Raw genomic sequence first — 25,679 nt, forward strand, 5'->3', positions numbered from 1 at the left:
GTGTGAAGATTCTCGCTACCCCGGGACGGCGAGAATCTTTCACGACTTACGTCCGGCAGTATCACCTACCAGCCGGACGCGTCCGGATCCGGCTGGTAGCGGTCGCCGACGGCGACCTCGAGACGCTCCGCGCTCGTCTCGAGGGTCAGTCGCTCCGCCTCGAGTGACTCCCCGTCGAGACTGTACTCGACCGGTTCGTCGTGCAGGCTCTCGAGGGTCACCCTCGACGCTCGTCGCGTGACGATGCGCGTCGTCTCTCGGTCGAACAGCCGCTCGAGGGCAGCCTGACCGACGAGGTCGGTCGGTGGGGCTTCCTCGACGATAGTGACTTCGAACAGTCCGTCTTCGACGTCCGCTTGCGTCCGACGGACGCCCGCGAACCGTCGACAGTTACCCACGAGGACGAAAAGCGCCTCACCCTCCCACCGTTCCGCGTCCGACGATCCGTCGAGACCCTCGAGCGTGACTCGAAGTGGGAGCGAGTCGAACGAGGAGATCGTCTCGAGCGTCCGGAGGACGTACGCGAGGACGCCGTACTCCCGCTTTCCGTTGGGCGTCGTCGCGGCGCTCGCCTCGGCTGTGACGCCCCCGATACAGGAGTTGACGAACGCACGTCCGTTCGCGATCCCGAGGTCGATCCGTCGCCGCTCGCCGTCCTCGATCACGTCGAAGGCCTCGGCGATGCTCTCGACGCCGACGTTCGACGCGAAGTTGTTTCCCGTCCCCGCGGGGACGACGGCGACGGTCGTCTCCGCCAGCCCGTCGGTCGCGAGGACGCCGTCGACGACCTCGTTTACCGTCCCGTCGCCGCCTGCTGTGGCCACCAGGTCGGCCCCCTCGTTCGACGCCGCTCGCGCCAGCTGCCGTGCGTCGCCTTCTCCCTCGCTCTTTCGAACCTCGAAACCGTGCTCGTGAGCGAGTGTCTCGACGTGCGCGACGTGGTCTTCGCTTCCACTGACGGGATTGAGCACGAGCACGCGTTCGGGATCGCTTCGACTCATGGTTCCCCGTACCCGGGCAAGACGGAAATTCCTCGCCCCCGTCTGTGCAGACACAGCTATGTTCGCCGTCGACCTGCACGCACATACGCGCTCGCTCATCTCGATAAGTCGTAACATCAATTTTCCTTACTCTCCAAGTGTCTTCCAAGATGGACGAGAAGTCTGCGCAAGTGTTCCTTCCACCACGTGAGCGGTGCTTTGAACGTCTCCGTCTCGCCCGCTTCGGCGAGACGGTGACGTGTGTCCATTGCGAGAGTGACGACGTTGTCAAGCGCGGAACAACCGGAAAAGACGCCCAGCAGTACTGGTGCAAGGGGTGTGAGACGTACTTCAACGACCTCACAAACACGATCTTCGGCCAACATCGCTTCGAACTGGAAGAGATGTTCTATATCGTCAAGGAGATGCGATCTGAGCCGACCGCTCAGATCGCTCGTGACCTTGGCCGAGACTACGAAGCTGTTCTCAACTTCGTTCACAAAGTCCAGGATGTGAGCGGGGAGATCGATGAATTTGAGCTGTACGATGTCTGTGAAGCTGACGAGATCTACGTAACAGCTGGTGAGAAAGGGATCGAAGACGAGGATCAGAGTCCGCGCAAGCGCGGACTCAAAAAAAGGGACGAGGACGATTCGAATCAGACAAACCACCGGTGTTGACACTCGTCCGTCGGGATGACGGACGAGTTCGGTTTCTCGTCTGCAAGGATCTCCAAGACGCCGACGAAGACATCGCTGAATACGGTGATGGAAGCGTCATCCTCTGTACCGATGATTACACAATCTACGACGAGATCGAGGAGAAGGAGGGGGTGGACGGCCATCTGGCCGTCACCCACTCCGACACCTACGTCATCGGCGATGCCCACACGAACACCTGTGAGAACCGCCACAGCTTCCTTCGCCAGTGGCTGGCGAAGTTCAGAGGTGTCTCAAAACATCATCTCCAACGGTATCTCAATTTCCTTGAACTGAAACTCAACGAACCAGATAGCTGGTTCGAGAAACTCCTATGTTACAATGTATCGGGATGAGCGTACGCGCTTTTTCCACGGCCGTCGCGGTCTGGGCGATCGGTTCGACCCGTACGGGTTTCGGCTGCTCGCGTGGGCCGTCGACCGGCGCGGTCTCGACGGCGTCGCGACGACGAACCACGACTACTACACGCCGTTTTCCGCCTCGCGCGTCGTCGCGATTCCCGGCATCGAGGTTTCGACGACCCGCGGCCACGTGCTCGTGATCGGCCCGAATCCGCCGGCGGAGACGGTCGCCCTCGAGTACACGCCCCTCGAGACGGTCGAACTCGCACACGATCGCGGCTGCGTGGCGATCGTCGCCCACCCCTTTCGCAACAGCACGGTCGCCGAACTCGAGGACGTCCCGTTCGACGCGATCGAGATCAACGGGAAACATCCCCGTACCCGGCCGCTGGTCGAGGAACTCGCCGCCCGGCGCGACCTCCCGCTGGTCGGCGGCAGCGACGCCCACTACCCGTTCGAAGCGGGTCGTGCGTACACCGTGATCGACGCCGACGTCCTTACGCCCGAGTCGGTCGTCGAGGCGATCCGGGACGGGCACGTCGAGGCTCGCGTGGACGAGGGACGGTTCGACCGACTGCTCAGGCGTGGCTACCGGGCGGTTCACCGACGGAAACACCCCGACGACGCGCTCGTGAGCCCGACTCCCGGTCTCGGCGCTCCACCCGGCGACGACGCAGACGAGACCGACCGGTAGAGGCCCTAACCCAGGTGCTCGTCCAGGATCAGCCGCGTCTTCGTGCTCACGACCTCGTCCTGTTCGCGCGCCTGCGTGATGAGTTCGTTCACGCCGCGCGTGTCGGCCGCGTCGACGACGAGGACGATGTCCTGCTCGCCCGAGACCATCCAGACGAAGTCGACTTCCTCCCACTCGGCCATCCGCTCGGAGACTTCGCCCGTCTCGACGTCGACTGCGACGCCGACCTCGATCATCGCCTTCACGTTCCCGGTTCGCGTCGTCACCGTAAAGCGTTCGATGACGCCGTCTTCGTTCATTCGTTCGACGCGATTTCGGACGGTCCCCTCGCTCGTCCCGACCTCGTCTGCGATCTCGGTGTACGGCGTTCGGGCGTCTCGCCGGAGGATGTCCAGAATTCGCCGGTCCAGCTCGTCCATAGAGATACGTGAGTTGGCGTGACTCGCACTTGACGATTACGAATTTCGTAACTTAGCTTCGAAGACAACACTTATGCCGGTGGGAACGATACGCATCTCGTAATGACAGCGGCCTACGTAGCACTGGAAGGCGGCCACGTACTCGAGGGGCGTGGTCGTGCTCCGGGAACGGCTCGTGGGGAACTGGTTTTCACGACAGCGTACACGGGATACGAGGAGAGTCTGACCGACCCCTCCTACGAGGAGCAGGTCCTGACGTTCTCGTACCCGCTGATCGGTAACTACGGCGTCCGCGAGGAGCGCTTCGAGTCCGACCGGGTTCACCCCCGGGCCGTGCTCGCTCGCGAACTGACCGGCGACGTCGCCGAGTGGCTCGCCGAGGAGGGCGTCCCCGCGGTCGACCACCTCGACACCCGCGAGGTCGTCACCGACATCCGGGACGGCGGCGCGATGAAGTGTGGCATCGCCGTCGGCGAGGACGTCACCGAGGAGGACGCACTGGCCGAACTCGAGGCCTGCAAAGCGATGAGCGACCACACCGAGATCGGCGAGCAGGTCAGCGTCGCCGAACCGACCGTCCACGGCGAAGGAGGCGACGGCCAGACGGTCGCACTGATCGACTGTGGCGTCAAGGGCTCGATCGTCGATTCGCTGGTCGCACGCGACGCGACCGTCCACGTCCTGCCACACGACGCGACGCCCGCCGACGTCGACGCGGTCGACCCCGACGTGCTGTTCATCTCGAACGGTCCCGGCGACCCCGAGAACTACGAGGCAGCCGTCTCGCTCGTCGAGGAGTACGTCGACGACCTCCCCGTCGCCGGCATCTGTCTGGGCCAGCAGATCGTCTCGCTCGCGCTCGGTGGCACCACCGAGAAGATGGCCTTCGGCCACCGCGGCGTCAACCAGCCCGTACTCGACCTCGAGTCCGGCCAGGTCGTCATGACCACCCAGAACCACGGCTACACCGTCGCCGACCCCGGCGACAACCTCGAGGTCTCGCAGATCAACGTCAACGACGACACTCCCGAGGGACTCGTCGGCAGTGACTGTCCGGTCATCACCCGCCAGTACCACCCCGAGGCCAACCCCGGTCCCCACGACACTCTCGACTTCTTCGACGACGTGCTCGCGATGGCCGAACCCGAGTCGACGCGAGCCGTTCCCGCCGACGACTGACCGACGTCTCGTCGTTCTCGCGTTTCGGCTTCCGACCTCGAGCGGCGGCGCTATCCTGCTCCCGAAATCGCCCGACGGACGGCTCGCGTCCGCCGGTGTCCTATCCGGTGACGTCGTAGACGACCCGCACCGTCGCCGTCACGGTGACGGGGCCGGAGTCGACGGCGGTGCTCGAGCCCGTCGCGGCTCCGTCGCTCGCCATCTCGTGGGCCATCTCGTACCGAACCGGCTGGAGGTGGACGTCGCGCGTCGAGACCGACCGCGTCCCGGCGAGGTCGACGCCGCGGTTGTCGGCGACGTGTGCGGCCTCGGCGTCGGCGTTCGCCAGGGCGTCGTCGATCGCGTCGTTTCGCAACTCGTCGCGCGTCTCTTCTTGCAGCGTGAAGCTCACCCGTCCGACGTCGTCGGCACCCGCCTCGACCGCCGCGTCGATGACCTCGCCGACGCGGCCGACGTCGTCGATTTCGACCTCGAAGGAGTGTCTGCCCCGGAAGATTACGTCCTCGGGTGCGTCCCGCTCGCGGGGACGATCGCGGATCGAGTACCGGTCCGTCTGTACCTTCTCTTCGGGAACGTCGAGTTCGTCGAACGTCTCGCGCAACGCCGCCGCGCCGTCTGCGAGTTCGTCTCGCACCGCGTCGGCGGACTCGGCAGTCGCCTCGACGCCGACGGTGGCGATCGCCCTGTCCGGTTCCGTCTCGGCGTCTCCGCTCGCGCTCACCTCGATGAACCGGTCGCTCGAGCCGTCGCCGCTCGAGTCGTCGCCGTCCTCGTTCGCCGACGGGTCGTCGTCCTCGAGTGCGCTCCCGACACAGCCTGCCATCGCCGCTACGACGCCGACGCCCGACGCCGCCATGAACTGTCGTCTGTCCATACGGCTTCGTTCACACGCACTATAAATACCACCTCGCCAAGGTAAAATAGCCGTTTGAGTTACCGATGGGTCATAACGACTGTTGTGAGTCAGTGCCGATGCAACCGCGAACCGTCGTGCGGTTTCATCGGGAACCAGTCACAACAGACATTATCAGTCCCCGCTCGCGATCGGCGTCACGTCGCGATTTCTGATCGCCGCGACGCTCGTATAGAGGACGATCGCACAGACGACGAACGCGGAGACGAGGATGAGCGCGAAGCTGATCGTCTCGAGCACCGCGATCGCAAAGATCGTGCCGAGTTCACTCAGAGCGACGGCGACGCTGGCGACGAGCAACAGCAGTCCGAAGTAGATCTTGAGTTCTTCGTCGTCGACGAGCATCGTCGCCGTCGAGCCGATTCGCGCGCCCAGCGCGCTCCCGACGAGCATCGGGGCGACGATCGAGAGGTCGATGCCGCCGCTCTGGGCGTAGAGGAACGAGCCGACGCCGCCCGAGATGAGCCCGCCGAACAGGTTCGTCCCGACCGCGACGGGGAGTGGCAGCCCGATCAGGTAGAAGATCGCTGGCAGGCGGATGAAGCCGCCGCCGATCCCGAGAAAGCCGGAGACGAGGCCGACGGCGAGTGCGACGGCGAAGATCGTCCACAGCGACACCCGAATGCCGCCGCTGAGCGTGACCATCGGGGGGACGTGGTACGACTGGATCGTCTGCGCGATGTCGGGGATCGCGTCCGGGTCGACGTCGTGGTCGACGTCTTCCGTCTCGTCTGTGTCCTCCTCGTCTCGCAGGGCGTTTCGCGTGAAGAGCAGGCCGATCCCACCGAGCAACAGCACGTAGGTGGTGCCGACGACCAGCTCTGCTTTGCCCAGTGTCTCGAGGTAGAACACGAGTGCGCGACCGCCCTCGATGCCCACGCTCAACCCGACGAACATCAACCCGCCGAGTTTGTAGTCGACCTGACCGAGGCCGTGGTGTTTCATCGTTGCGATGACGGCCGTCCCGAAGACGAACGCCATCCCGCTGCCGATCGCCACTCGTGCGGGATAGCCCATCACCAGCAGTGCAGGCGTCACGAGAAACGATCCACCCATTCCGAAGAAGCCGAAGAACACGCCGACCATGAAGCCGAAGGCGACGAACAGGGCCAGCAGGCCCACGCCCAGTCCGAGTACCTCCATCGTTAGCCCCCCGCGACCGGCGGCGGCGTCGCGCCTCGCTCTCGCAGCATCTCGACCGTCCGTCGATCCGTGAGCCTCGCCGCCGACCGACGATCCGCCGGGATGCAGCTGCCGTCACAGTCCAGTTCGCCGGCTGCACTGACGATTGCTCTAGCCATCACCCGGCTGTTGCCGCTTTGCAGTAATAAGGGCTCGATTCCTGTTCCGGCGTGTTATCGGTTCTGTACCGCCTGTGTAGCGCTCACACAGAACGCAACCGACCGCGGCTCGATGGACGAGCAGGAAACCCGGTCTCATACGGTGCTGTGTGTCAGTTCCGGGCAACCGCGAACCGTCTTGCGGGTGCCCGGGACACGGCTACAGCAAACCGTATCAGTCGTGTCTGAACGATCGCTGGCCGGTAAAGGCCATCGCGACGTCGTGTTCGTCTGCAGCCTCGATGACGTCCTCGTCGTTGACCGACCCGCCGGGCTGGACGACCGCCTCGATTCCCGCCTTCGCGGCCTCTTCGATGCCGTCCGGGAACGGGAAGAACGCGTCCGAGGCCATGACCGCGCCCTCGGCGTCTTTGCCTTCGGCGTGCTCGTCGGCTTTCATCGCTGCCAGCCGGACGGCGTCGACGCGGGAGACCTGTCCCATGCCGATACCGACCGTCTCCGTGCCTGTCGCAAAGAGGATGCCGTTCGACTTGACGTGTTTCAGCGTCTGCCAGGCGAAGACCATCGACTCGAGTTGTTCTTCGGTGGGCTCGCGTTCAGTGACGACCTCTAGGTCGTCGACCGAGATGGACTGATCGTCTCGTTCCTGGACGAGTCGGCCGCCGACGATGGGTTTCTCGGTGAACCGCTCCGTCGCCTCACCCAGCTCACCGACGTCGAGCACGCGCAGGTTGTCCTTCTCGAAGAGCACGTCGAGTGCCTCGTCGGTGTAGCCGGGGGCGACGACGACCTCCTTGAACGAGTCGGTGATCTGTTCGGCCGTTGCGGCGTCACACTCGCGGTTGAGCGCGACGATGCCGCCGAAGGCGCTCATCGGGTCCGTCGAGAGCGCACGATCGTAGGCCTCGGCGACCGAATCTGCGGTGGCACAGCCCGCGGGGTTCGTGTGCTTGATGACCGCGGCGGCGGGCTCGTCGAACTCCTTGATGAGGTTCAACGCGCCGTCGGCGTCGTTGTAGTTGTTGTAGCTGAGTGCCTTCGCGCCCTCGTTCAACTGCTCGGCGTGGACGACGCTCGCCTCGTCGCAGGTGTAGTCGGCGTAGACGGCCGCGTCCTGGTGGGGGTTCTCGCCGTACCGGAGGGTATCGACGCGGTCGCTCGAGACGAGACGCCGCGTCGGGAGACCGCCTTCATCTGCGGCGTCCACCGCCACCGTGACTTCGCCGGCATCCTCGTCGACCTCGAGTGCGCCCTCGGCGAACCACTTCACTGCACGCGGGTACGCGCGGAACTCGCCCTCGTAGAGCACGCGCTCTTTGAGCGTCTCTTTCGTGTCGCCCTCGTAGATCGGGATCGGCTCCTGGGTGACGATCGGTCCCATGTCGACTTCCTGGTCGATCACCTCGCCGTCGTCGTCCGTCGCGTCGGTCACGACGTGGACCGTACACCCCGTCACGGAGACGCCGGCCTCGAGTGCGTCGCCCCAGGCGTCCATCCCGGGGAACGACGGGAGCAGCGACGGGTGGACGTTCAGCGTCGTCGGCTGTGCGTCGAGGAACGTGTCCGAGAGGACCCGCATGTAGCCGTCCAGACAGACGAGGTCGAACTCGTACTCCGCCAGCGCCTCGTTGACGGCCTCCTCGTGCTCGCGACGACTCATGTCCTCGGCGAGCGGGACGACCTCGGTCGGAATCCCGCGCTCTTCGGCGGCCTCGAGCACCGGCGCGTCCTCCGCGTTCGTCAGGACGACGGCAAGTTCCGCGCCGCCCGGCGCGCGGTCGTCGATGTTCAGCAGGTTGCGCCCTCGGTTGCCGGCCATCCCGGCGATTCGCGTCATACGCTGATTCGCGCTCGCGAGCGGCAAAGTGGTTGCGGTCTCGAACGCCGAAATATTCACGATCGTGTATATTCTTGGCGGAGATTTCCCGATCGAACGTAGAAGATATGCACGCCCGTGGCACCGCGTTTCGACACGCTTTTGCACCGCGACCGGGCACGGACGACCATGACAGAAACCGACGCCCTGTACGCCGTCTCGCCGCTGGACGGCCGGTACGGGACGCGAACCGCACCGCTGTCGCCGTACGCCAGCGAGGCTGCGCTCATGCGCGCCCGCGTTCGCGTCGAAGTCGAGTACCTCGTCGCGCTGGCCGACCTCGAGGCCACGCCGCTTGCCATCGACGACGACGAACGCGAGCAGCTCCGGAGTCTCTACCGGCACTTCGCGGAGGAAGACGCCCAGCTCATCAAGAAACTCGAGGTCGAGGGCCACGGCGAGTTCGAGGCGACCAACCACGACGTGAAGGCCGTCGAGTACTTCGTTCGCCACCGCCTCCCGGAGGACAGCGACGCCTCGGCCTGGATTCACTTCGGGCTGACAAGCGAGGACGTCAACAACCTCGCCCACCGCCTGCTCGTCCGCGACGCCGTCGACGAGGTACTCTTGCCCGCGCTGTACGACGTCCGCGACGCGCTGGCCGAGATGGCCCGCGAGTACCGCGACCTGCCGATGCTCGCACGCACCCACGGCCAGCCCGCCACGCCGACGACGTTCGGCAAGGAGATGGCCGTCTACGCGGCCCGCCTCGGGCGCGCTACGGGGCGGATCCGCGAGGCGACCGACGCCCTCCGGGGGAAACTCGGCGGGGCCTCGGGCACCTACGCGGCCCACGTCGCCGCCTACCCCGACGTCGACTGGCCGGCGTTCGCTCGTGAGTTCGTCACGGAGCTCGGCCTCGAGTTCGAACCACTCACGACGCAGGTCAACCCCTGTGACGACCTGGCGGCGCTGTTCGACGCCGTCCGCGGCGCGAACGACGTCCTGCTCGACCTCGACCTGGACATCTGGCTGTACGTCTCCGATCGCTACCTCGGCCAGGAAGCCGTCGAGGGCGAGACCGGATCGTCGACGATGCCCCACAAGGTCAACCCCATCGACTTCGAGAACAGCGAGGGCAACCTCTCGAAGGCCAACTCGGACCTCGAGTTCCTCGCCGACTACGTCACCACCTCACGGCTCCAGCGGGACCTCTCCGATTCGACGGTCAAGCGCAACATCGGAGCCGCGTTCGCCCACTGCCTGATCGGCTACACCAAGACGACGGCGGGTCTCGAGAAGGTCGTCCCGAACGAGCAGGTGATGGTCGACGACCTCGAGGACACGCCCGAGATCATCGGCGAGGCGGTCCAGACGATCCTTCGCCGGGAGGGCACCGAAGACGCCTACGAGCGCGTCAAGGACCTCACCCGCGGCCAGCGGGTCACGCTCGAGGACTTCCAGGACCTGTTCGACGACCTCGAGGTCGACGACCGGACTCGCGAGCAACTTCTCGCGTTGACGCCCACGGACTACGTCGGCGTCGCGAGCGATCTGGTCGACGAACTCGACGACCAGTAACGGGAAAGCAGCGCTGGCCGGACTATTTCTCGAGTCTTTTCACTCCCGACGTTCGCTCGTCAGTCGCCACAGCGTCTCCTCGAGCGCGTCGGCCGCCGCCCGCACGTCGTCGACGCGGACGTACTCTCTGGGCGCGTGGGCGACCGCACCCTCGTCGTCGGCGAGTACGCCGGGTCCGAAGACGACCGTCGGCGCGTGCGCCGCGAAGTACGACGCCTCCGTCGCCGCGGTGAACGGCCGGACGTCGCCACCGGAAGCGTCGGCGAGCGTGCGAACGACCGCCGCCTCGGGGTCGGTCTCCCAGGCCTCGAGAAACGGCGTCGGCCGTTCGGTAAAGGAGAAGTCGACGTCGACGGCGTCAGGGACGGCCGCCTCGAGGTGCTCGAGCAGGCGTGTTCGAAACGCCTCGGCCGTCTCCGGCGGGACGCTCCGGCGGTCGATCGTGAGCCGACAGTCCGCGGGCACCTGGTTCGTCGCCTCGCCGCCGTCGACGACGGTCGGTGTGAGCGTCGCCGCGCCCAGCTGGGGGTGCTCGGGCGGGGCGTCGTCGCGCTCGTCGAACGTCTCGAGCGCCGCGAGGACCGACTCGAGTGCCGCGACAGCGTTGACGCCGCTGTCGGGTTCGGCGGCGTGGGCGTTCGCGCCCGAGAGGGCGATCGTCCCCTCGAAGCGTCCTTTTGCGGCGGTACAGACGTCGAGGTCCGTCGGCTCGCCGACGATCACGGCGTCGGCGTCGCGAACCGGCGAGTCCTCGCGGGAGACGAGCGCGTCCGCGCCGGTCGAGAGCAGTTCCTCGTCGGGCGTGATCGCGAGCGTGAGTCGCCCGTCGCCGGGATCGACGGCGAGGAAGGCCGCAAGCAGTGCGGCGAGTGGCCCCTTCGCGTCGCACGAGCCGCGACCGCGGATCGCGTCCGCCTCGTCGTCCCGTTCGAACGAGACGTGTGGCGACACCGTGTCGATGTGCGTGTTCAGGAGGACGTGCGTCCCGGTTCGCTCGTCGGGGCCACGGGTCGCGAGGACGTTTCCCGCCTCGTCGACGCGTGGGGAGACGCCGCAGTCCTCGAGTGTCTCCACGAGGAAGTCACGCATCGCGGTGACGTCCTCGTGGGACTGGATCGGGACTGCCGCCTCGAGGAAGGTGATCGGGTCGAACGGGGGAGCCGAGTCGTCCGTCACTGTTCGGCCGCTCGCACGTCGACGTCGACCTCGCCGTCGAACTCGTGTTCGACGGGGCCGGCGAGGAGCACCTCGCCGTCGCCGAACGTGATCTGGAGGTCGCCACCCGGCGGCCGGACGTCGATCGCGTTCGCGTCGGTGTGACCGAGTCGTCTAGCGACCGCCGCGATGGCGACCGCGCCGGTCCCACAGGAGTCGGTCTCGCCCTCGACGCCGCGTTCGTACGTGCGCTGGCGGAAACCGCCGTCGCCGTCGGGACTGGCGACGGTCACGTTCGTCCCGCGCGGGAAGACGTCCGCGTGACGGACCGGTGGCGCGACCGACTCGAGGTCGACCGCGTCGACGTCGTCGACGAACGAGACGGCGTGGGGAACGCCGGTGTTGACGGCCGTCACCTCGAGGCCTTCGATCTCCTCCTCGACGACCGGTTCGTCGGCCTCGACGGGGATCTCCTCGGGGTCGAACGTCGGTTCGCCCATGTCGACGGCGACGCCGCCGTCGGTCCGTTCCGCCCGGCGGGTGCCAGCCTGGGTGTCGATCATCACGCTGTCGGTTCCCGTCTGGCGCATCGCCCACTCGGCGGCACAGCGGGCCCCGTTCCCACACATCGGAGCCGGCCGTCCGTCGGGCTGGACGAGGGTCATCACGACCCGCGGCGGGGAGAACTCCGGCTCGAGGGCCAGAAAGAGGACGCCGTCCGCGCCGACGCCCTCCTCGCGGTCACACTCGCGGATCGCGAGTTCGCCCCGATCGGGAACGCGCTCGGCGGCGTCGATGATCAGAAAGTCGTTACCGGTGCCGTGGTACTTTTCGAAAGGTACGTTCATCGAATTCTCCGGGATTGTCCGTGGTCGCTCACTCGCCGCGCTCCGGTTTATCCTCCACGGTTTCCCGCGCCGTCCGCTCGGGGCGGGTGACGTCCGCGACCGTCTCCCGACGCCGAGATAGTCGCACGTCGTCACCCTCGAGGACGACGGACGCGGGCCGCGGTCGGGAGTTGTAGTTGCTCGCCATCTCGTAGCCGTACGCCCCCGTGTTCCCAATCGCGAGGGTGTCCCCGCGTTCGCTCGCCGGCAGTTCGCGGTCTGCACAGAAAACGTCGCCGCTCTCGCAGATCGGTCCGGCGACGGTCTGGGGGATCGTCTCGCGCTCGTCGGCGGTCGCGTCGGCCGTCAGATTCCGGATCGGATGGTAGGCGTCGTACATCGCCGGTCGAATCAGCGTCGTCATCCCCGCGTCGACGCCGACGACGGCCGTCTCCGGGGCCTCCTTGACGGTGTTGACCCGCGTCAGCAGCACGCCCGCGTCCGCGACGAAATAGCGGCCAGGTTCGATCGCCAGTTGCGCGTCGACCTCGCCCAGCGCGTCCCTGGTCGCCTCCGCCACCGACTCGAGGTCCAGTGGCTGCTCGTCCTCGCGGTACGGCACGCCGAAGCCGCCGCCGACGTCGACGAACTCGAGTTCGCCGACGGTCGCAACCGCGTCCCGTGCGAGGTCGCCCACGCGCGCGACGAACTTGCGGTGGGATTCGAGGGCGTCCCCGGAGACGCCGGATCCGACGTGGGCGTGGATCCCGACGACGTCGAATCCGCGGTCGGCGGCGTCGGCGAGGACGTCCACGGCGCGGTCGGCGGGGACGCCGAACTTCGCGTCCGATCCCGTCCGAACTTTCTCGTGGTGGCCCGCGCCGATGCCGGGGTTGACGCGTAGGCCGAGTCTGCCGTCGTAACCCCGCTCTGCGAGGCGATCGATCGTGTCCCGTGCTCCGGCGACGATCGTCAGCCCCGGGTGTTCGTCGGCCGCCTCGACGGCGTAATCGAGGTCCGCCGCCGGCGGATTGACGGCGGTGTAGTGGACTTCGCTGCCGGCAGCGCCCGCTGCCAGCGCCCGCTCGAGTTCGCCCGCGGAGGCACACTCGATTCCTGCGCCCGCGTCGAGCAGCGTCTCGAGGACGTCCCCGAGGGCGTTGGCCTTCGCGGCGTAACTGATCTCGGCGTCTGGAAACGCCGCCTCGAGTCGCCGGTGGTTCTCCCGGACGCGATCGAGGTCGAGGACGTACAGCGGCGTGTCGTACGTCGCGGCGAGGTCCGAGAGTGCGTCGGCGTCCCACCCGTCGAGTCGACGAATCGGCGGGTTTCCAGCCTCGGGATCGGTCGCGGACGATGCCCCCTCGCGGCGGCCGCTCACTCCCGCAGCACCTCCTCGCGCTCGGTCGCCTCGAGAGTGCGGTCCTCGAGGTCGGTGGCGACGACGGCGGGCTTGTACGCGCCGCCGTCGAACAGGTCGTGGTCGCCGATCGACGACTCGACGAAGCGTGTGAAAGCGCGACGCTCGGCCGGCAGTTCGCCGTACAGCACCTCCTCCTCGACGAGGTCGTAGACCGGGATTCGTGGGGTGAGCAGCGTGTTCTCGCCGACGACCGAGTTCTCGCCGACGACGAATCCCGACGTGACGCGACAGCCAGCACCGAGCGAGACGCCGTCTTCGACGACGACCGGGGCGTCTTCGACCGGTTCGAGCACGCCGCCGATCAGCGTGTTCGCGCCGAGTTTCACGTTCGCGCCGATCTGGGCACAGGAGCCGACGGTGTCACAGGAGTCGACGAGGGTGCCGTCGCCGACGTGGGCACCGACGTTGACGAACGCGGGACTCATCAGGATGCAGTCGGTGCCGACGTGTGCGCCCCGGCGGACGACGGTGCCGTCCGGCGTGTTTCGGGAGCCGCGGTCGCCGTAGTTCGCGGTGTCAGCAAGCGGGAGGACGTCGTTGTAGGTGACGCCACCGTACTCGCGGGCTTCGGTGTGTCGCAGGCCGAAGTTCAGCAGGATGCCCTGCTTTACCCACTCGTTTGCTTCCCACTCGCCGTCGCGCTTCTCGGCGGCGCGGATGTCGCCCGCCTCGAGCGCGTCGAGGAACGCCTCGAGGGTCGCGCGGTCGTCCTCGCTCGCCGAGTCGGCGTCGACGTCGTCGGTCTCGTATCGCTGCCAGAGATCGGAAATGTCTCGTTCGAGGCTCATTCGTCGATCACGTCCGCGAAGTCGTACCAGCCAGCCTTCCGTCCTGCGATCCAGGTCGCCGCGTCGACCGCGCCAGCGGCGAAGACGCCCCGGTCCTCGGCGCGGTGAGTGAGTCGGACTTCCTCGTGGTTGCCCGCGATGACGATCTCGTGTTCGCCGGTGACGTCACCTGCGCGCAGCGCGTGGACGCCGATCTCACCCTCCTGACGCGGGGCCTCGCCCTCGCGTCCGTGGGTGCGACCGCCGAACTCGCCGTTTGCCTCGATTTCGGAGAGCAGGCGGTTTGCGGTTCCGCTCGGAGCGTCGCGTTTGCCGTTGTGGTGGGTCTCGACGAGTTCGACGTCGTAGCCCGGGAGGTTCCGGACGGCCTCGCCGACGACGTTCACGAGTGCCTGGACGCCGCGGGCGAAGTTCGGCGCGTGCAAGACGGGAACCGACTCGCTCGCCTCGCGGAGGCTCTCGCGGTCTGTGTCGTCGAATCCCGTCGTGCCGGTGACGAAGGCGACGCCCGCGTCGGCACAGGCGCTCGCGTACTCGAGTGCCGACTCGGGGCCGGTGAAGTCGACGACGACGGCCGGTTCGCGCTCGGCAACGAGCGCGCCGAACTCGCCGGCTGGTTCGACTGCGACGCCCTCGATCTCGCCGTCGATCGGCGTTCGGTTGACCGCGAAGACGGTCTCGCACTCGTCGCTGTCGGCGACGGCGGCCAGGACCTCACGGCCCATGCGGCCGGCCGCCCCGGTGACGCCGACCCGGACCGTCATCGATCACCCTCCGCGTCGGCTACCTCGACCGAGCTCTCCTCCAGGTCGGCGAGGATCGACTCGAGTTCCTCGCGGTGTTCGTCCGAGAGGCGGGAAAGCGGCGGGCGCATCCGCGCGGGGCCGTAGCCGCGGATCTCCATCGCTTCGTTGACCGGGATGGGGTTGGTCTCGACGAACAGCTGGCGCATCAGCGGGCCGAGTTCGTGGTGCAACCGACGGGCGCGGTCGTAGTCGCCCTCGAGTGCCGCACCGACCATGGCACAGGTCCGCTCGGGTTCGATATTCGCGACGACGCTGATCGTCCCCGTGCCGCCGATCGACAGCAGCGGGAGGGTGAGCGCGTCGTCACCGGAGAGCACCGAAAACTCCTCGCCGACGGTGCGTTCGACGATCTCGCCGATCGCCCAGAGGTCTCCCTCCGCGGCCTTGTAGCCGGCGATGTTCGGGTGAGAGGCGAGGTCGACGACGGTGTCGGGCTCGATCGTCTGCCCCGTCCGCGAGGGGACGTTGTAGACGATCTGTGGGACGTCGACGGCGTCGGCGATCGTCCGGTAGTGTTCGTAGAGGCCGCGCTGTTCGGGCTTGTTGTAGTACGGCGAGATGAGCAACAGGCCGTCCGCACCGGCGTCTGCGGCACGCTCGGAGAGCTCGAGCGCCTCGCGGGTGTTGTTCGAGCCGGTGCCCGCGATCACGGGCACGTCGTCGACGGCGTCGATGACTTCCTCGACGACGCGGACGTGTTCGTCGTGGGTCAGGGTGGCGGACTCGCCCGTCGACCCGACGGGGACGAGGCCGTCGACGCCGGCCGCCTCGAGGCGCTGGGCGTCGGTTCGGAGCTGGTCGTAGTCGATGCGTTCGTCGGCGTCGAACGGCGTGGTCATCGCCGGGAAGACGCCAGTGAGGTCGATGTCGTGTGTCATGATCTATGGATCTGGATGGTCCGTTGGTCCGGTGGGGTATTGAGTCGGATGGTTCGTGCGATCCGGAACGCGCCCAAGACGAGTGTGCCACGCTCGCCTCGAGCACTCTTCACGCACGTTTTTTAGGAAAAGGCTCGCGAACGGCGTCGCTCCCGACGGATCGGACGGCGCGGTGAGCGACGCAGCGCATGGTCGTGAAAGCGAGGTCGAGTAACTTATCCGTTGTGGAATCGTCCCGTACCCACGACCGCTCGAGTCGATTTTCCAGCGTCGGAGTCGTTCCGAAATCGCTTCAGGGGTCGGTTTTCTTCGGTGGTTCCCGAGGAGTTTATACTTCGTGATTCCTTACACGGGGAGTAGAGATGACTACTCGAGGCTTGCAGCTACGCATGGCGATCGTGGGGTCGATCCTGTTCGCCTTCTATCTCCTTGCGGCGACGGTGATCGCAGCAGCGTTCGGCCTTCCGCTACTTCCGGCGCTCGTCGCTGGTATCGTCCTGTTGCCGGCGTTCCAGTACAAACTCGGCAAGTGGCTGGCGCTCAGGGGAGCCAAAGAGATGCCCGAGGAGGGGCGATACAGGGAAGTCCACCAGATGACCGAGTCGCTCTCGCGGGACATGGGGATCAAAAAGCCCAAACTGATGGTGATGGACATGGGGACGCCGAACGCGTTCGCCGTCGGACGCAAGGGCGCAGGCGTCGTCTGCGTCTCGACGGAACTCATGCAGATCCTCGAGCGCGACGAACTCGAGGGCGTCATCGCCCACGAACTCGCCCACATCAAGAATCGTGACGTCGTTACGATGGTGCTTGGCCAGTCGATCGCGACGATCGTCGGCTACGCCGTCTTCTTCCTCGTCCAGATGCTCGGCGAGGACAACCCCGGGAGCTTCATCCTCGCGTGGGTCGCCTCCTCGGTCGCGAACATGCTGGTGATGCTGTTCGTCTTCGCCATCTCGCGCTACCGCGAGTACGTCGCCGACGACGATGCCCGCCAGTACATCGGCAGCGGCGATCCCCTCGCTCGCGCGCTCGAGAAGATCTCCCGGAGCGCCCAGGCCCGCGATACGCAGGTCGACGACAACGTGAGCGCGCTCTGTATCTTCAACGACGAGCGAGGCCTGCTCCAGTCGCTCTTTGCGACCCACCCGCCGACCGAAAAGCGCATCGAGAAACTCCGCAGCTAGCGGCGATCGGCTGCCCCCGTCGGTCGAAGGAAGCGTTTTGGCGCTCGCGCTCACAGATCCGTTTATGACAAACGTCCATCCGGGCCAGCGGGTCGCCGTCCTCGTCGACGCACAGAATCTCTACCATACCGCCCAGAGCATCTATAGTCGCAACATCGACTACTCCGAACTGCTCGAGGAAGCCGTCGAGGACCGCCAGCTCACGCGTGCGATCGCGTACGTCATCCGCGCGGACGCCCCCGAGGAGGAGAGTTTCTTCGAGGCGTTAGTCGACATTGGGTTCGAGACGAAGATCAAAGACATCAAGCGATTCGCCGACGGGACGAAGAAAGCAGACTGGGACGTCGGGATGAGCCTAGACGCCGTGACGCTCGCGAATCACGTCGACACGATCGTCCTCTGTACGGGCGACGGCGACTTCTCGCGGCTCTGTTCGCACCTGCGCCACGAGGGGGTCCGCGTCGAGGTGATGGCGTTCGAGGCATCGACTGCCGACGAACTCGTTGAGGAAGCCGACGATTTCCTCGACCTCGGCGGTCGCCACGAGACTTTCCTGCTCTAGTCGAGCCGACCCTCGCGGACGGTTCCGACCAGGAACGCACTGCTGGCGATCGCGACCGTCGTAATCGCGAAAAGCGAGACGAGACGGCTTGAGTCGACCATCGTCGGGGTGACGAACGTAAGCGCGCCAACACCGAGGAGGGCGAGACCGAGGGCGACCTGCTTACTATCCATGTACCCCGTTATTATCTAACTCCCACCTATAGTTTTCTTTATCGCTGGAATCATTGTATTTGTGTGATGGGTTACAAAATGGGGTCACAGGACGGCAACCGTCCACCGCGGCGGACGCCTCCGCCGCCGGACGCTTCCTCGAGGTCGAAGGGCTTTCGACCCGTCGGATCCAACGGTGGACGATGAGCGAGTCAGTCGACGAGAACGAGGATCTCCCTGGCCTGCGGACGATCGCGGACTACCAGTTCGGTGCCGGTGCGGGCGAGGCGCTGTTTCCACCGACCGAGACGCTGACGATCAAACGGACCTCGTCGGGTCGACCCCAGCAGATTCACGCCGACGGCGACAGGATCGTCTCCTTCGGCACCGACGGCCGATTCACGCTCGGACTCGAGGGTGGCTACCGGCTGGCCGACGCCCTCGAGTCGCCGGCCTATCGCGTGATCGTCGACGACGAGAGCGAGCCGTTCGTCCGCGACGAGAAGAACGTCTTCGCGAAGTTCGTCGTCGACGCCGGCCCCGAGATCAGGCCGGGCGACGAGGTGCTCGTCGTCCACGAACGCGGCGAGGTACTCGCCGTCGGGCGGGCGGAACTCGACGCCGACTCGATCGCGGATTTCGAGACCGGGATGGCAGTCGCGGTTCGCGAGGGTGCTCCTGGCGACGCTTGAACGTGCGTCCGGACTTTTTTGCGAGCGGCTGGTCGACGACGACAGACCGTCGTTCGGTAGCCTTTTTGCCGCGGATGGCAACGTACCGGGTATGTTTGGAGGAGGCGGCGGTGGACTCAATCCACGCAAGATGGAACAGATGATGAAACAGATGGGAATCGACGTCGACGAACTCGACGCCGAAGAGGTCATCATTCGTACCGCAGAGACGGAACTGGTCTTTACGAACCCCGACGTGACGAAGATGGACGCCCGCGGCCAGGAGACCTACCAGGTCATCGGGTCGCCGGAAGAGCGCGAACGCGGTGCGGGCGACGCTGACGCCGACGCCGACGCCGAAGCGGCCGCCGGCGCAGAGATCCCCGACGACGACGTCGAGATCGTCGCGATGCGAACCGGTGCGAGCGAAGACGAAGCACGCGAGGCCCTCGAGGCGAACGACGGCGACCTCGCGGCGGCGGTCGAGGAACTCGAGTGACGAGGGTCCTGCTCGTTCGCGACGACCGCGAGTACCTCGTCGAACCCGGCGAAGAACTGGGAACCGACCTCGGCGTCCTCGAGGTACCAGACGACGTCGAACCCGGCGAGAGCGTCGAGACACATCTCGGCAACGAGTTCCAGGTGCGCAGACTCCGTGGTCCGGACCTCTTTCACCACTTCGAACGGACGGGCGCGCCGATGGTCCCCCGCGACGTCGGCCTCGTGATCGGCGAGACCGGCGTCTCGACGGGCGACCGTGTGCTCGACGCTGGAACCGGGACCGGCGTGCTCGCCGCGTCGATGGCGCGGGCGGGGGCGTCCGTGACCACCTACGAACGCGACCCGGAGTTCGCGGACGTCGCACGCGAGAACGTGGCACTGGCGGGCGTCGCCGACGCCGTCGAGGTCCGCACCGGCGACGTCGTCGACGACCTCGAGGAACTGACCTCGAGCGAACCGTTCGACGTCCTCACGCTCGATACGGGCGACGCGGCGTCGGTCGTCGCGCGCGCGCCGTCGTTGCTCGTCGACGGCGGCTTCGTCGCGGTCTACAGCCCGTTCGTCGAGACCAGCCGTGAAGTCGTCGAGACGGCCCGCGAGGCCGGACTCGCGGCGGTTCGAACCCGCGAGACGATCCAGCGCGAGATGGACTTCGACGAGCGTGGCTCCCGGCCGTCGACGGCACCCGTCGGTCACACGGGCTATCTGACGATCGCCCGAAACGACTGATACGGACTGCTGTACGCAGTACCGGGACAACCGCGAACCGCCATGCGGTCGTCCCGGGATACAGTTACAGCAGCCCGTATGACACCATCCCTTCTGTGTCGACCCACTCGTTGGCCTACCCTGGTAGGGAGTGACGCTATGTCGCTCCCGCCGGTACAACGTCTCGTCGGAAACGTGCTGGGACGGCTCTACCGACTCCGAAGCCACACCACCCGTCTTCCGACAGCACACGACGAGAGAGCACCGCACGTCATCGATCACCCACCAGGCAGCCACAACGCGACTCGCTCCCTCGAGTCGATTCGGCCGGAGAACGCGGGAGCCGCGTCTGCATCGTCGAAGCACCCTCCCACTCTTCGCCGCGACACGGCCGTCCCGTCTCCGTTTTTCCGTCTTCCGTCCGCGAGACGCCCCGCTGGTCAGTCAGCGGTTGAGTCCGCTCGCGGTTAGTTGTCGTCTTCGCGCCACTTGTACTCGCACTCGGTGCAGATAAAAAAGCGCGTCTCGGATTCGTCCGCAGAGCGGATCTGTTGCATGTACCAGTACGCGCGGTCGTTGCCACATTCGGGACAGTGTGCCTCGGTCTCGGGCAGCGACGTCTCCTCGGAGGACTCGATCACCTCGCTCACTTCCTGGTCTTCGGTGACCGTGTACTGATCGGCGTCTCCTTTCGGCTTCGTGAATCCACAGCTTCCACAGACCCACGTGCCGTCTTCGGCTTTCATCATCGAACCGCATTCGTCGCAGAACTCCATCGTTGTCCAGGCTACGCAGTCGAGGAAACTTAAGGGACGCGTTTACCCCGCTCGACGGCGTCGACTAGCCTTCGCCTTCGGACTGGTACGGCTCGCCGACGGCCCGTCGTGGCAGGACGTTGTAGAGTTCGTCCTCGAGGTCGTCTCTCGACTCGAACGAATCACCTTCGCTCCTGGCGATGGTCCCGCCGAGGTTGGCTTCACCGTCGGCGAGCAACAGCGTGACGTCGCCAAGTTCGTCCGCTGCTGCCTCGCGGGAGATCGGGTACTCGAGTTCCTCGAGGACGCTGTCGACGCGACTAAGTTTGACGTCTCGACTCATACGCTACGGTTCGCGGTCAGATCACTTGTAATTCGCCGCTACTCGTCGTGACTGTTTCCGCCGAGTACATTTCGGTTCGAAATGATGATTGTGCTCTGTGACGCATACGGGCATAGTGAACCGTGAGATCGTTCGACGGGTACTCGCGCCCTTTGCCGTCGATCGGCGAGTGCTCGCGCTCGCGTTCGCGCGGATGGCCGACGGCGTCGGCAACTCGTTTCTGATCGTCGTTATCCCGCTGTACGTGGCGAGTGGCGTGGTCGGTGGCGTCTCCTTTGGACTCGCGGAGTCGATGATCATCGGCGTCATCCTCTCGCTGTACGGGTTCCTGAACAGCGTCTTCCAGCCGTTTACGGGGCGGTTTTCCGACAGGACGGGCAAGCGAAAGGCGTTCATCCTCGTCGGTCTCGGCGGGCTCGCCGTGACGAACCTGGCTTACGTCTTTGCCGAGGCGTACCTCGAGCTCGTCGTCATCCGCGGGTTACAGGGCGTCAGCGTCGCGTTCATCGTCCCGACGTCGATCGCGCTCGTGAACGAACTCGCGACCACGACCGACCGCGGCGGGAACATGGGCGTCTACAACACGTTTCGACTGGTCGGCTTCGGTGCCGGTCCGGTCGCTGCTGGCGCGGTGGTCAACGCCGGCCCCTACGTGCTCCCGGTCGTCGACGGCGTGACGGTCAGCGGCTTCGACGCCGCGTTCTACGTCGCAGCGACGACGGCCGTGATCAGCTACGCCATGGTCACGGTTTTGATCACCGACCCGGAGGCGACGCAAGCCAGTGCGGGTGACGACCTCGCGATCGCCGTCCGCGACCGGACGGGATCGAACCTGCTCGATCCGGTGTTCACCCTCGGCGTCGCCACGCTGTTTATGGCGACCGCGATCGCGCTGTTCGCGACGATCCAGCCCCAGATCAACGCCAGACTCGAGCAGGGGGCGACGTGGTTCGGGTTGCAGTTCGCGGCGTTCGTCATCGCCCAGGTGCTCTTGCAGACGCCGATCGGGCGAGCGAGCGACCGGTACGGACGACGGCCGTTCATCGTCGTCGGCATGGTCCTCCTGATTCCGACGACGCTCGCACAGGGGTTCGTCACGACCTCCGCGGCGATGTTCGCCGCGCGCCTGGCACAGGGAGTGGCGGGAGCGATGGTGTTCGCGCCGTCGCTCGCGCTGGCAGGCGACCTTGCGGGCGAGGGCGAGTCGGGAACGAAACTGTCGGTTCTCACGATGGCCTTCGGGTTCGGCATCGCGTTCGGGCCGCTCACCTCGGGGGCGCTCGTCGGCTACGGCTTCGCGGTCCCGTTCGCGTTCGGTGCCGTTCTCGCCGTCCTCGGCTCCGTACTCGTCTACACACAGGTCGAAGAGACCCTCGACGTGGCTTCGAGCGCGCCGTCCCCCGGCGACGACTGATACGAACCGCTGTCCGTCCGTCCCGCAGCGACCACGTCCCGTCGGGCGGTCGCTGCGGAAAAGCGGGACAGCAGACCGTATGGTACCAGGCGGCCGCGAGCGTGCCGTGACGCAACGCAAAAATAGCGGATTCACGTACGGTTCGACGATGACGCTCTCCGACGAGGCCAAAGAGCGACTGGCGGACGTCGTAGAACTGCAACCGACGAAAAACGCCGAACTCCAGGAACGGTGGGACATGGAAAGCGGCAGCGAGGTCCACCAGTACCTCGAGAACGAACTCGGAGAGTACTACTTTCGCGACGACAACAGCCTGATCCGCGCGACGGCGGAGGCCGCAGACCTCGTCGACGTCGAACCCGGCGTCGAGACCGTCGACGACGAGGGCCCGCCGTCTCGCGTTCGCGTCCCGAAACTTCACGCCCAGATCGTCGACGTGCTCGCCGCCCCCGACGAGGAAAGCGAGAGCGTCGTCTCCGTCCTCCACAAGTTGCGCGACGCGTTCGACGTCGATCCGTCGACCGACGAGGTCCGTTCGGGACTCCAGAGTCTCCGCCGAAAGGGCGTCGTCGAGGTGGAGTACCGGACCGTCCCGACGTTCCGCCTCGCCGTCTCCCGCGACGACCTCGAGGTCTCTGTCTCCGAGTGACTCGCTAATTCGGGCTACAACTCGGGCCGTCGTCGCCGTCGCCGCTCCGCGAGCAGCGTCCGACACCGTTTTCCCGGCCCGCCCTCGATCGGCCAGCCACGCTGTCGCCAGGCCGGCGGCTCGGGTTCGAACGACGGACACGACCCCGAACACTCCGCGGCCGTCTGACACCGCCCCGTGGCCGCACAGAACGGGAGGAACTGGTCCCGACTGCGGAGTTCGAACCATCGACAGTCCGGGCGCATCGTGTCGACGAACGACCGAAAGCCGCGTTCGTAGGCCCGTTCTGCGATCTCGAGTCGCGTCGTCGCCTTCCCGTCGGGGTCGACGTACTCGAAGCGGGCGGCCGAGTCGTCGCGTTCGCCACCGGACGGCCGCTCGAGGATTCGCGTTCCCGGTTTCTCGACCGCGAGCGCCCGGGGATACCACGCCACGTCGGCCTCGAGCGTCTCCGGGTCGAGCGCCACGATGCCGACCTCGACCGGGAGGTCTTCGAACAGCGCCGGTTCGACGCGCTCGCCGGTCGCGCGCGTCGCGACCCAGGCCTCGTCTGCCAGCCCCATCGCGACGTCGTACTCGAGCTGGTCGCCGAGGACGCGGGCGGCGCTGGCGTCGAGGTCGGGCTTGTTCTCGATGGCGACGATTCGACGAAGCCAGTCGGGGTAGGCCCACTTCCGGCGGATCTCGATGCGGTTGCCGTTCCGGCGCGTCTCGAGGATGCCCCGCTCGTCGGCCTCGTGGATCGACTCGCGGACGTATCGCCACGGGTAGCCGGGATCTGGGAGGACGTCGCGGTAGTAGCCCCACTCCTCGGGTGCGTGGCGGATCACGTCGAGGAGGTCGCCGTCGAGACGCTTCCGGCCGAATCGTGCCCGGTTCCGGAGGCCGTCGGGATCGCACTCGAGGACGATCGTGTCCCAGCGTCGCCGCTTCGTGCCGAGCTGGCGGGCGACGAGGATCGTCTCGTCGGTCGTCGCCTCCGGTGGCCACGTCCGTTCTGCCCACCTGCAGGTTCGGAGTTCGAAGACGAACTCGGCGTCGAACGTCACTGGGACGGCTCGAGGGCGTCCACGGAGAAAACGTTGGCTCTTTCCATACGGACTACTGTCCGTTCTTCCCGCACCGACCGCGTCCCGTCGGGCGGTCGCTACGGAAAATAGGGACAGCAGACCGTATCAGACCGACGGCGCGGCGGGGCCGGTCCCGGTCGACTCGCTTCCCTGGACCTCGGCGAATGCGAGCCCGAACATCCGGAAGATCGCGACCTGCGCGTAGAACTGGACGAACGGCACGACCAGGGCACCGACGATCGTGGCAAAGAGGATGCCGACGACGATCCAGACGACGAACGCGACGACCAGCGGCAGGAGCACCGCGATCAGGTAGTCGACGCTCAGGACGACGGGCTTGATCGCATCGACGTCGAATCCGGCACCGAGTGTCCCGCGACGGGCGTAGTTCGCGAGCGCTGCCGGAACGATGTAGTAGATAAGCAACAGCAGCGGGAGAAACGCCAGCATCGACAGAAATCCGAGGCCGGCCAGCAACCCGCCGCCGTCGCCGCCGATCGCGCCCCCGGCACCGATCAGGCCGAAGACGACGACCGAGTAGACGACGACCGGGACGATCGAGTACGCGAACGTGATCACGAACGCGACGAGTCCCGTGACGAACAACTCGCCCCAGTCGTCGAACGCTGGCGGTTCGTCCGCACCCTCGATCGACGTCTCGAGGACGCGGACGAAGTACCCCAGCAGGAAAAACAGGGGAACGAAGAGAAACGAGAAGAACCCGAGTACGCCACCGATGAGTATCCGACCGATCCAATCACCGCGAGCTGGGTACGACAATCCATCCTCTAGCATATGACGGTGACGACACGTCACGGTATTATAAAATCACCTACAACGGGTCGGAGAGTGCAACCGCTCTCGCCGCAGCCGCTTTCTCCGACGACCGACCGCTGGAGGGCGATCTAGAGGTCGTCGTCCTCCTCGAGGTCGTCGAGGAACTCGTGGGCGTCCTCTAGGATCTCGCGGGGGCCGTCCTGGGTGACGGTGTTTATCGCCTGTTCGTAGTCGCGCCACTGTAGGTCGCGATGTTCGTTCGAAAGTTCCGCACTCGCCTCGTAGGATTTCGCGATAAAGAGGTGAACGGTCTTGTGGATGGTCTTGCCGTTCGCCTCGAAGACGTAGTCGTAGTCCTTGCGAAAGCCGTCGATGAGTCGAAACTGCTCGATACCTGCCTCTTCCTTTACTTCGCGGATCGCCGTCTGTTGTAGCTCTTCGTCTCCTTCGACACCGCCCTTCGGAAACTCCCAGTCGCCCGGGCGGCTCTTGAGTAGAAGATACTCGCGCCGGCCCCGCGTGTCGCGGAAGAGGATCGCGCCTGCGCTCGTAGCTTCGACTGCCATTACCCAAGATAACGTATGAGTAGTTAAGAGAATATCGGACCGCCGATTCGTCGTGGGCGCGTCTCAGCAAGTTTTTACGGCGCGACCGTGGACGAGTGTACAAGCGAACCATGACCTTCGTCACCCGTCTCACGCTTCAAAGCGGCGACAGAGCCGCACTCGAGGGGATCGTCGAGGACATCAAATCGACCGCCGAGCGCAAGGGCGCGGAACTGAAAGGCCCCCACTCCAATCCACCCCAGAAACTCAGCGCACCCCAGCACCGACGGCTCCACGCCGACGACGAACGGATGTTCCCCTCGTGGAACTACACCGTCTTTACGCGAGAACTCGAGATCCACGGCCACGACGAGTTCGCGCGCAACGCCGCCGCGCGGGAGTTTCCCGACTCGATACACGTCGAGGTCGAGATCGAACAGATCCACGGAATGGGGCGACGAAACTAAGCTGTTTTATAACGTCTGCTGTACGTCATTTCACGAAAACCGCGAGCAGTCCGGCGGT

The 25,679-nt window shown here is 65.9% G+C and carries 30 protein-coding genes; 12 read left to right on the forward strand and 18 right to left on the reverse strand.

Annotated features, from left to right (window positions below; all coding sequences use genetic code 11):
• Positions 1–65 precede the first annotated feature (65 nt).
• Positions 66–1,001, reverse strand: coding sequence for a diacylglycerol/lipid kinase family protein (locus MU558_RS10770; RefSeq protein WP_246966276.1), 936 nt, complete (start codon positions 999–1,001; stop codon positions 66–68).
• Positions 1,002–1,150: 149 nt separating this feature from the next.
• Here MU558_RS10770 and MU558_RS10775 point away from each other — a divergent pair.
• Positions 1,151–2,034, forward strand: a protein-coding gene (locus tag MU558_RS10775) for an IS1595-like element ISNpe28 family transposase (protein WP_015310310.1) whose coding sequence is annotated in 2 segments (ribosomal slippage) — positions 1,151–1,613 and positions 1,613–2,034 — 885 coding nt in all. Because the reading frame shifts where the segments join, the coding sequence is not laid out codon by codon here.
• Entirely contained in the window at positions 2,021–2,734 is a 714-nt protein-coding gene (locus MU558_RS10780) for a PHP-associated domain-containing protein (protein ID WP_246966277.1), read from the forward strand. The genes MU558_RS10775 and MU558_RS10780 overlap by 14 nt, the downstream gene beginning before the upstream one ends.
• Before the next feature lie 5 nt (positions 2,735–2,739).
• Here the strand turns inward: MU558_RS10780 and MU558_RS10785 are convergent, their stop codons facing one another.
• Complete coding sequence (locus MU558_RS10785; protein ID WP_246966278.1) at positions 2,740–3,153, reverse strand: Lrp/AsnC family transcriptional regulator; 414 nt, start codon at positions 3,151–3,153, stop codon at positions 2,740–2,742.
• Between the two features lie 102 nt (positions 3,154–3,255).
• Here MU558_RS10785 and carA point away from each other — a divergent pair, with 102 nt between their 5' ends.
• Positions 3,256–4,332, forward strand: coding sequence for a glutamine-hydrolyzing carbamoyl-phosphate synthase small subunit (carA, locus tag MU558_RS10790; RefSeq protein ID WP_246966279.1), 1,077 nt, complete (start codon positions 3,256–3,258; stop codon positions 4,330–4,332).
• A gap of 100 nt (positions 4,333–4,432) precedes the next feature.
• Here the strand turns inward: carA and MU558_RS10795 are convergent, their stop codons facing one another.
• The 4 genes from MU558_RS10795 to purH all read right to left on the reverse strand — a co-directional run bounded on the left by MU558_RS10795 (position 4,433) and on the right by purH (position 8,383).
• A complete protein-coding gene (locus tag MU558_RS10795) occupies positions 4,433–5,206 on the reverse strand; it encodes an SIMPL domain-containing protein (RefSeq protein ID WP_246966280.1) in 774 nt (257 codons plus the stop codon).
• A gap of 153 nt (positions 5,207–5,359) precedes the next feature.
• The gene (locus tag MU558_RS10800; RefSeq protein WP_246966281.1) at positions 5,360–6,388 is read right to left on the reverse strand and encodes a sulfite exporter TauE/SafE family protein; all 1,029 of its coding nucleotides are present in this window, start codon (positions 6,386–6,388) and stop codon (positions 5,360–5,362) included.
• A gap of 2 nt (positions 6,389–6,390) precedes the next feature.
• The gene (locus MU558_RS10805) at positions 6,391–6,546 is read right to left on the reverse strand and encodes a hypothetical protein (protein ID WP_246966282.1); all 156 of its coding nucleotides are present in this window, start codon (positions 6,544–6,546) and stop codon (positions 6,391–6,393) included.
• A 214-nt stretch (positions 6,547–6,760) separates the two neighbouring features.
• Positions 6,761–8,383 carry a bifunctional phosphoribosylaminoimidazolecarboxamide formyltransferase/IMP cyclohydrolase gene (gene purH / locus MU558_RS10810; RefSeq protein WP_246966283.1) on the reverse strand — a complete coding sequence of 541 codons (1,623 nt, stop codon included), beginning with the start codon at positions 8,381–8,383 and terminating at the stop codon, positions 6,761–6,763.
• Between the two features lie 168 nt (positions 8,384–8,551).
• On the opposite strand from purH, the gene purB reads away from it, so the two are divergent.
• Complete coding sequence (gene purB / locus MU558_RS10815) at positions 8,552–9,943, forward strand: adenylosuccinate lyase (RefSeq protein WP_246966284.1); 1,392 nt, start codon at positions 8,552–8,554, stop codon at positions 9,941–9,943.
• A gap of 39 nt (positions 9,944–9,982) precedes the next feature.
• Here purB and MU558_RS10820 read toward each other — a convergent pair whose 3' ends face one another.
• The 6 genes from MU558_RS10820 to dapA are packed head-to-tail and all read right to left on the reverse strand — an operon-like array spanning position 9,983 to position 15,820.
• The gene (locus tag MU558_RS10820) at positions 9,983–11,119 is read right to left on the reverse strand and encodes a M20 family metallopeptidase (protein WP_246966285.1); all 1,137 of its coding nucleotides are present in this window, start codon (positions 11,117–11,119) and stop codon (positions 9,983–9,985) included.
• Positions 11,116–11,946, reverse strand: coding sequence for a diaminopimelate epimerase (gene dapF, locus MU558_RS10825; RefSeq protein ID WP_246966286.1), 831 nt, complete (start codon positions 11,944–11,946; stop codon positions 11,116–11,118). The genes MU558_RS10820 and dapF overlap by 4 nt, the downstream gene beginning before the upstream one ends.
• 28 nt (positions 11,947–11,974) lie before the next feature.
• Positions 11,975–13,306 carry a diaminopimelate decarboxylase gene (gene lysA, locus MU558_RS10830; RefSeq protein WP_246966287.1) on the reverse strand — a complete coding sequence of 444 codons (1,332 nt, stop codon included), beginning with the start codon at positions 13,304–13,306 and terminating at the stop codon, positions 11,975–11,977.
• Positions 13,303–14,136, reverse strand: a complete 834-nt coding sequence (locus MU558_RS10835; RefSeq protein ID WP_246966288.1) for a 2,3,4,5-tetrahydropyridine-2,6-dicarboxylate N-succinyltransferase — start codon at positions 14,134–14,136, stop codon at positions 13,303–13,305. The genes lysA and MU558_RS10835 overlap by 4 nt, the downstream gene beginning before the upstream one ends.
• Positions 14,133–14,900, reverse strand: a complete 768-nt coding sequence (gene dapB / locus MU558_RS10840) for a 4-hydroxy-tetrahydrodipicolinate reductase (RefSeq protein WP_246966289.1) — start codon at positions 14,898–14,900, stop codon at positions 14,133–14,135. The genes MU558_RS10835 and dapB overlap by 4 nt, the downstream gene beginning before the upstream one ends.
• The gene (gene dapA, locus MU558_RS10845; RefSeq protein ID WP_246966290.1) at positions 14,897–15,820 is read right to left on the reverse strand and encodes a 4-hydroxy-tetrahydrodipicolinate synthase; all 924 of its coding nucleotides are present in this window, start codon (positions 15,818–15,820) and stop codon (positions 14,897–14,899) included. The genes dapB and dapA overlap by 4 nt, the downstream gene beginning before the upstream one ends.
• A gap of 362 nt (positions 15,821–16,182) precedes the next feature.
• On the opposite strand from dapA, the gene MU558_RS10850 reads away from it, so the two are divergent.
• Together MU558_RS10850 and MU558_RS10855 are read left to right on the forward strand one after the other, a co-directional pair.
• Positions 16,183–17,007: a M48 family metallopeptidase gene (locus MU558_RS10850; protein WP_246966291.1), complete on the forward strand. Its 825-nt coding sequence runs from the start codon at positions 16,183–16,185 to the stop codon at positions 17,005–17,007.
• A gap of 64 nt (positions 17,008–17,071) precedes the next feature.
• Positions 17,072–17,569, forward strand: coding sequence for a LabA-like NYN domain-containing protein (locus MU558_RS10855; RefSeq protein WP_246966292.1), 498 nt, complete (start codon positions 17,072–17,074; stop codon positions 17,567–17,569).
• Here MU558_RS10855 and MU558_RS10860 read toward each other — a convergent pair.
• A complete protein-coding gene (locus tag MU558_RS10860) occupies positions 17,566–17,742 on the reverse strand; it encodes a hypothetical protein (RefSeq protein WP_246966293.1) in 177 nt (58 codons plus the stop codon). The genes MU558_RS10855 and MU558_RS10860 overlap by 4 nt on opposite strands.
• Before the next feature lie 182 nt (positions 17,743–17,924).
• Here MU558_RS10860 and MU558_RS10865 point away from each other — a divergent pair, with 182 nt between their 5' ends.
• From MU558_RS10865 to MU558_RS10875, 3 genes are all read left to right on the forward strand, one after another.
• Positions 17,925–18,413 (forward strand): PUA domain-containing protein, encoded by a 489-nt coding sequence (locus MU558_RS10865; protein ID WP_246966294.1) that lies wholly within the window; start codon positions 17,925–17,927, stop codon positions 18,411–18,413.
• Between the two features lie 91 nt (positions 18,414–18,504).
• Positions 18,505–18,891: a nascent polypeptide-associated complex protein gene (locus MU558_RS10870; protein ID WP_246966295.1), complete on the forward strand. Its 387-nt coding sequence runs from the start codon at positions 18,505–18,507 to the stop codon at positions 18,889–18,891.
• Positions 18,888–19,622: a methyltransferase domain-containing protein gene (locus MU558_RS10875; RefSeq protein WP_246966296.1), complete on the forward strand. Its 735-nt coding sequence runs from the start codon at positions 18,888–18,890 to the stop codon at positions 19,620–19,622. The genes MU558_RS10870 and MU558_RS10875 overlap by 4 nt, the downstream gene beginning before the upstream one ends.
• Positions 19,623–20,068: 446 nt before the next feature.
• Here the strand turns inward: MU558_RS10875 and MU558_RS10880 are convergent, their stop codons facing one another.
• Together MU558_RS10880 and MU558_RS10885 are read right to left on the reverse strand one after the other, a co-directional pair.
• On the reverse strand, positions 20,069–20,377 hold the full coding sequence (locus tag MU558_RS10880; protein WP_246966297.1) for a transcription factor S: 309 nt from the start codon (positions 20,375–20,377) through the stop codon (positions 20,069–20,071).
• Positions 20,378–20,441: 64 nt separating this feature from the next.
• Positions 20,442–20,699, reverse strand: a complete 258-nt coding sequence (locus MU558_RS10885) for a DUF5789 family protein (RefSeq protein ID WP_246966298.1) — start codon at positions 20,697–20,699, stop codon at positions 20,442–20,444.
• Between the two features lie 112 nt (positions 20,700–20,811).
• On the opposite strand from MU558_RS10885, the gene MU558_RS10890 reads away from it, so the two are divergent.
• Positions 20,812–22,113: an MFS transporter gene (locus MU558_RS10890; RefSeq protein ID WP_246974951.1), complete on the forward strand. Its 1,302-nt coding sequence runs from the start codon at positions 20,812–20,814 to the stop codon at positions 22,111–22,113.
• Between the two features lie 148 nt (positions 22,114–22,261).
• Positions 22,262–22,762: a DUF5797 family protein gene (locus tag MU558_RS10895; RefSeq protein WP_246966299.1), complete on the forward strand. Its 501-nt coding sequence runs from the start codon at positions 22,262–22,264 to the stop codon at positions 22,760–22,762.
• Positions 22,763–22,776: 14 nt separating this feature from the next.
• Here MU558_RS10895 and MU558_RS10900 read toward each other — a convergent pair whose 3' ends face one another.
• The 3 genes from MU558_RS10900 to MU558_RS10910 all read right to left on the reverse strand — a co-directional run bounded on the left by MU558_RS10900 (position 22,777) and on the right by MU558_RS10910 (position 25,175).
• On the reverse strand, positions 22,777–23,811 hold the full coding sequence (locus MU558_RS10900) for a DUF5787 family protein (protein WP_246966300.1): 1,035 nt from the start codon (positions 23,809–23,811) through the stop codon (positions 22,777–22,779).
• A gap of 126 nt (positions 23,812–23,937) precedes the next feature.
• Entirely contained in the window at positions 23,938–24,627 is a 690-nt protein-coding gene (locus tag MU558_RS10905) for a DUF4013 domain-containing protein (protein WP_246966301.1), read from the reverse strand.
• Between the two features lie 110 nt (positions 24,628–24,737).
• Positions 24,738–25,175 (reverse strand): bis(5'-nucleosyl)-tetraphosphatase, encoded by a 438-nt coding sequence (locus MU558_RS10910; protein WP_246966302.1) that lies wholly within the window; start codon positions 25,173–25,175, stop codon positions 24,738–24,740.
• A 110-nt stretch (positions 25,176–25,285) separates the two neighbouring features.
• Here MU558_RS10910 and MU558_RS10915 point away from each other — a divergent pair, with 110 nt between their 5' ends.
• A complete protein-coding gene (locus MU558_RS10915; RefSeq protein WP_246966303.1) occupies positions 25,286–25,621 on the forward strand; it encodes an uS10/mL48 family ribosomal protein in 336 nt (111 codons plus the stop codon).
• The last annotated feature ends 58 nt before the right edge of the window (positions 25,622–25,679 follow it).

This window comes from Natribaculum luteum, from assembly GCF_023008545.1.
In the GTDB taxonomy this organism is placed as follows: Archaea; Halobacteriota; Halobacteria; order Halobacteriales; family Natrialbaceae; genus Natribaculum; species Natribaculum luteum.

Coding starts and splice junctions, on each gene's coding strand:
- MU558_RS10770 (WP_246966276.1), bottom strand. CDS start 1,001: ATGAGTCGAAGCGATCCCGAACGCGTGCTCGTGCTCAATCCCGTCAGT.
- MU558_RS10780 (WP_246966277.1), top strand. CDS start 2,021: ATGTATCGGGATGAGCGTACGCGCTTTTTCCACGGCCGTCGCGGTCTG.
- MU558_RS10785 (WP_246966278.1), bottom strand. CDS start 3,153: ATGGACGAGCTGGACCGGCGAATTCTGGACATCCTCCGGCGAGACGCC.
- carA (WP_246966279.1), top strand. CDS start 3,256: ATGACAGCGGCCTACGTAGCACTGGAAGGCGGCCACGTACTCGAGGGG.
- MU558_RS10795 (WP_246966280.1), bottom strand. CDS start 5,206: ATGGACAGACGACAGTTCATGGCGGCGTCGGGCGTCGGCGTCGTAGCG.
- MU558_RS10800 (WP_246966281.1), bottom strand. CDS start 6,388: ATGGAGGTACTCGGACTGGGCGTGGGCCTGCTGGCCCTGTTCGTCGCC.
- MU558_RS10805 (WP_246966282.1), bottom strand. CDS start 6,546: ATGGCTAGAGCAATCGTCAGTGCAGCCGGCGAACTGGACTGTGACGGC.
- purH (WP_246966283.1), bottom strand. CDS start 8,383: ATGACGCGAATCGCCGGGATGGCCGGCAACCGAGGGCGCAACCTGCTG.
- purB (WP_246966284.1), top strand. CDS start 8,552: ATGACAGAAACCGACGCCCTGTACGCCGTCTCGCCGCTGGACGGCCGG.
- dapF (WP_246966286.1), bottom strand. CDS start 11,946: ATGAACGTACCTTTCGAAAAGTACCACGGCACCGGTAACGACTTTCTG.
- MU558_RS10835 (WP_246966288.1), bottom strand. CDS start 14,136: ATGAGCCTCGAACGAGACATTTCCGATCTCTGGCAGCGATACGAGACC.
- dapB (WP_246966289.1), bottom strand. CDS start 14,900: ATGACGGTCCGGGTCGGCGTCACCGGGGCGGCCGGCCGCATGGGCCGT.
- dapA (WP_246966290.1), bottom strand. CDS start 15,820: ATGACACACGACATCGACCTCACTGGCGTCTTCCCGGCGATGACCACG.
- MU558_RS10850 (WP_246966291.1), top strand. CDS start 16,183: ATGACTACTCGAGGCTTGCAGCTACGCATGGCGATCGTGGGGTCGATC.
- MU558_RS10855 (WP_246966292.1), top strand. CDS start 17,072: ATGACAAACGTCCATCCGGGCCAGCGGGTCGCCGTCCTCGTCGACGCA.
- MU558_RS10860 (WP_246966293.1), bottom strand. CDS start 17,742: ATGGATAGTAAGCAGGTCGCCCTCGGTCTCGCCCTCCTCGGTGTTGGC.
- MU558_RS10865 (WP_246966294.1), top strand. CDS start 17,925: ATGAGCGAGTCAGTCGACGAGAACGAGGATCTCCCTGGCCTGCGGACG.
- MU558_RS10870 (WP_246966295.1), top strand. CDS start 18,505: ATGTTTGGAGGAGGCGGCGGTGGACTCAATCCACGCAAGATGGAACAG.
- MU558_RS10880 (WP_246966297.1), bottom strand. CDS start 20,377: ATGGAGTTCTGCGACGAATGCGGTTCGATGATGAAAGCCGAAGACGGC.
- MU558_RS10885 (WP_246966298.1), bottom strand. CDS start 20,699: ATGAGTCGAGACGTCAAACTTAGTCGCGTCGACAGCGTCCTCGAGGAA.
- MU558_RS10895 (WP_246966299.1), top strand. CDS start 22,262: ATGACGCTCTCCGACGAGGCCAAAGAGCGACTGGCGGACGTCGTAGAA.
- MU558_RS10905 (WP_246966301.1), bottom strand. CDS start 24,627: ATGCTAGAGGATGGATTGTCGTACCCAGCTCGCGGTGATTGGATCGGT.
- MU558_RS10910 (WP_246966302.1), bottom strand. CDS start 25,175: ATGGCAGTCGAAGCTACGAGCGCAGGCGCGATCCTCTTCCGCGACACG.
- MU558_RS10915 (WP_246966303.1), top strand. CDS start 25,286: ATGACCTTCGTCACCCGTCTCACGCTTCAAAGCGGCGACAGAGCCGCA.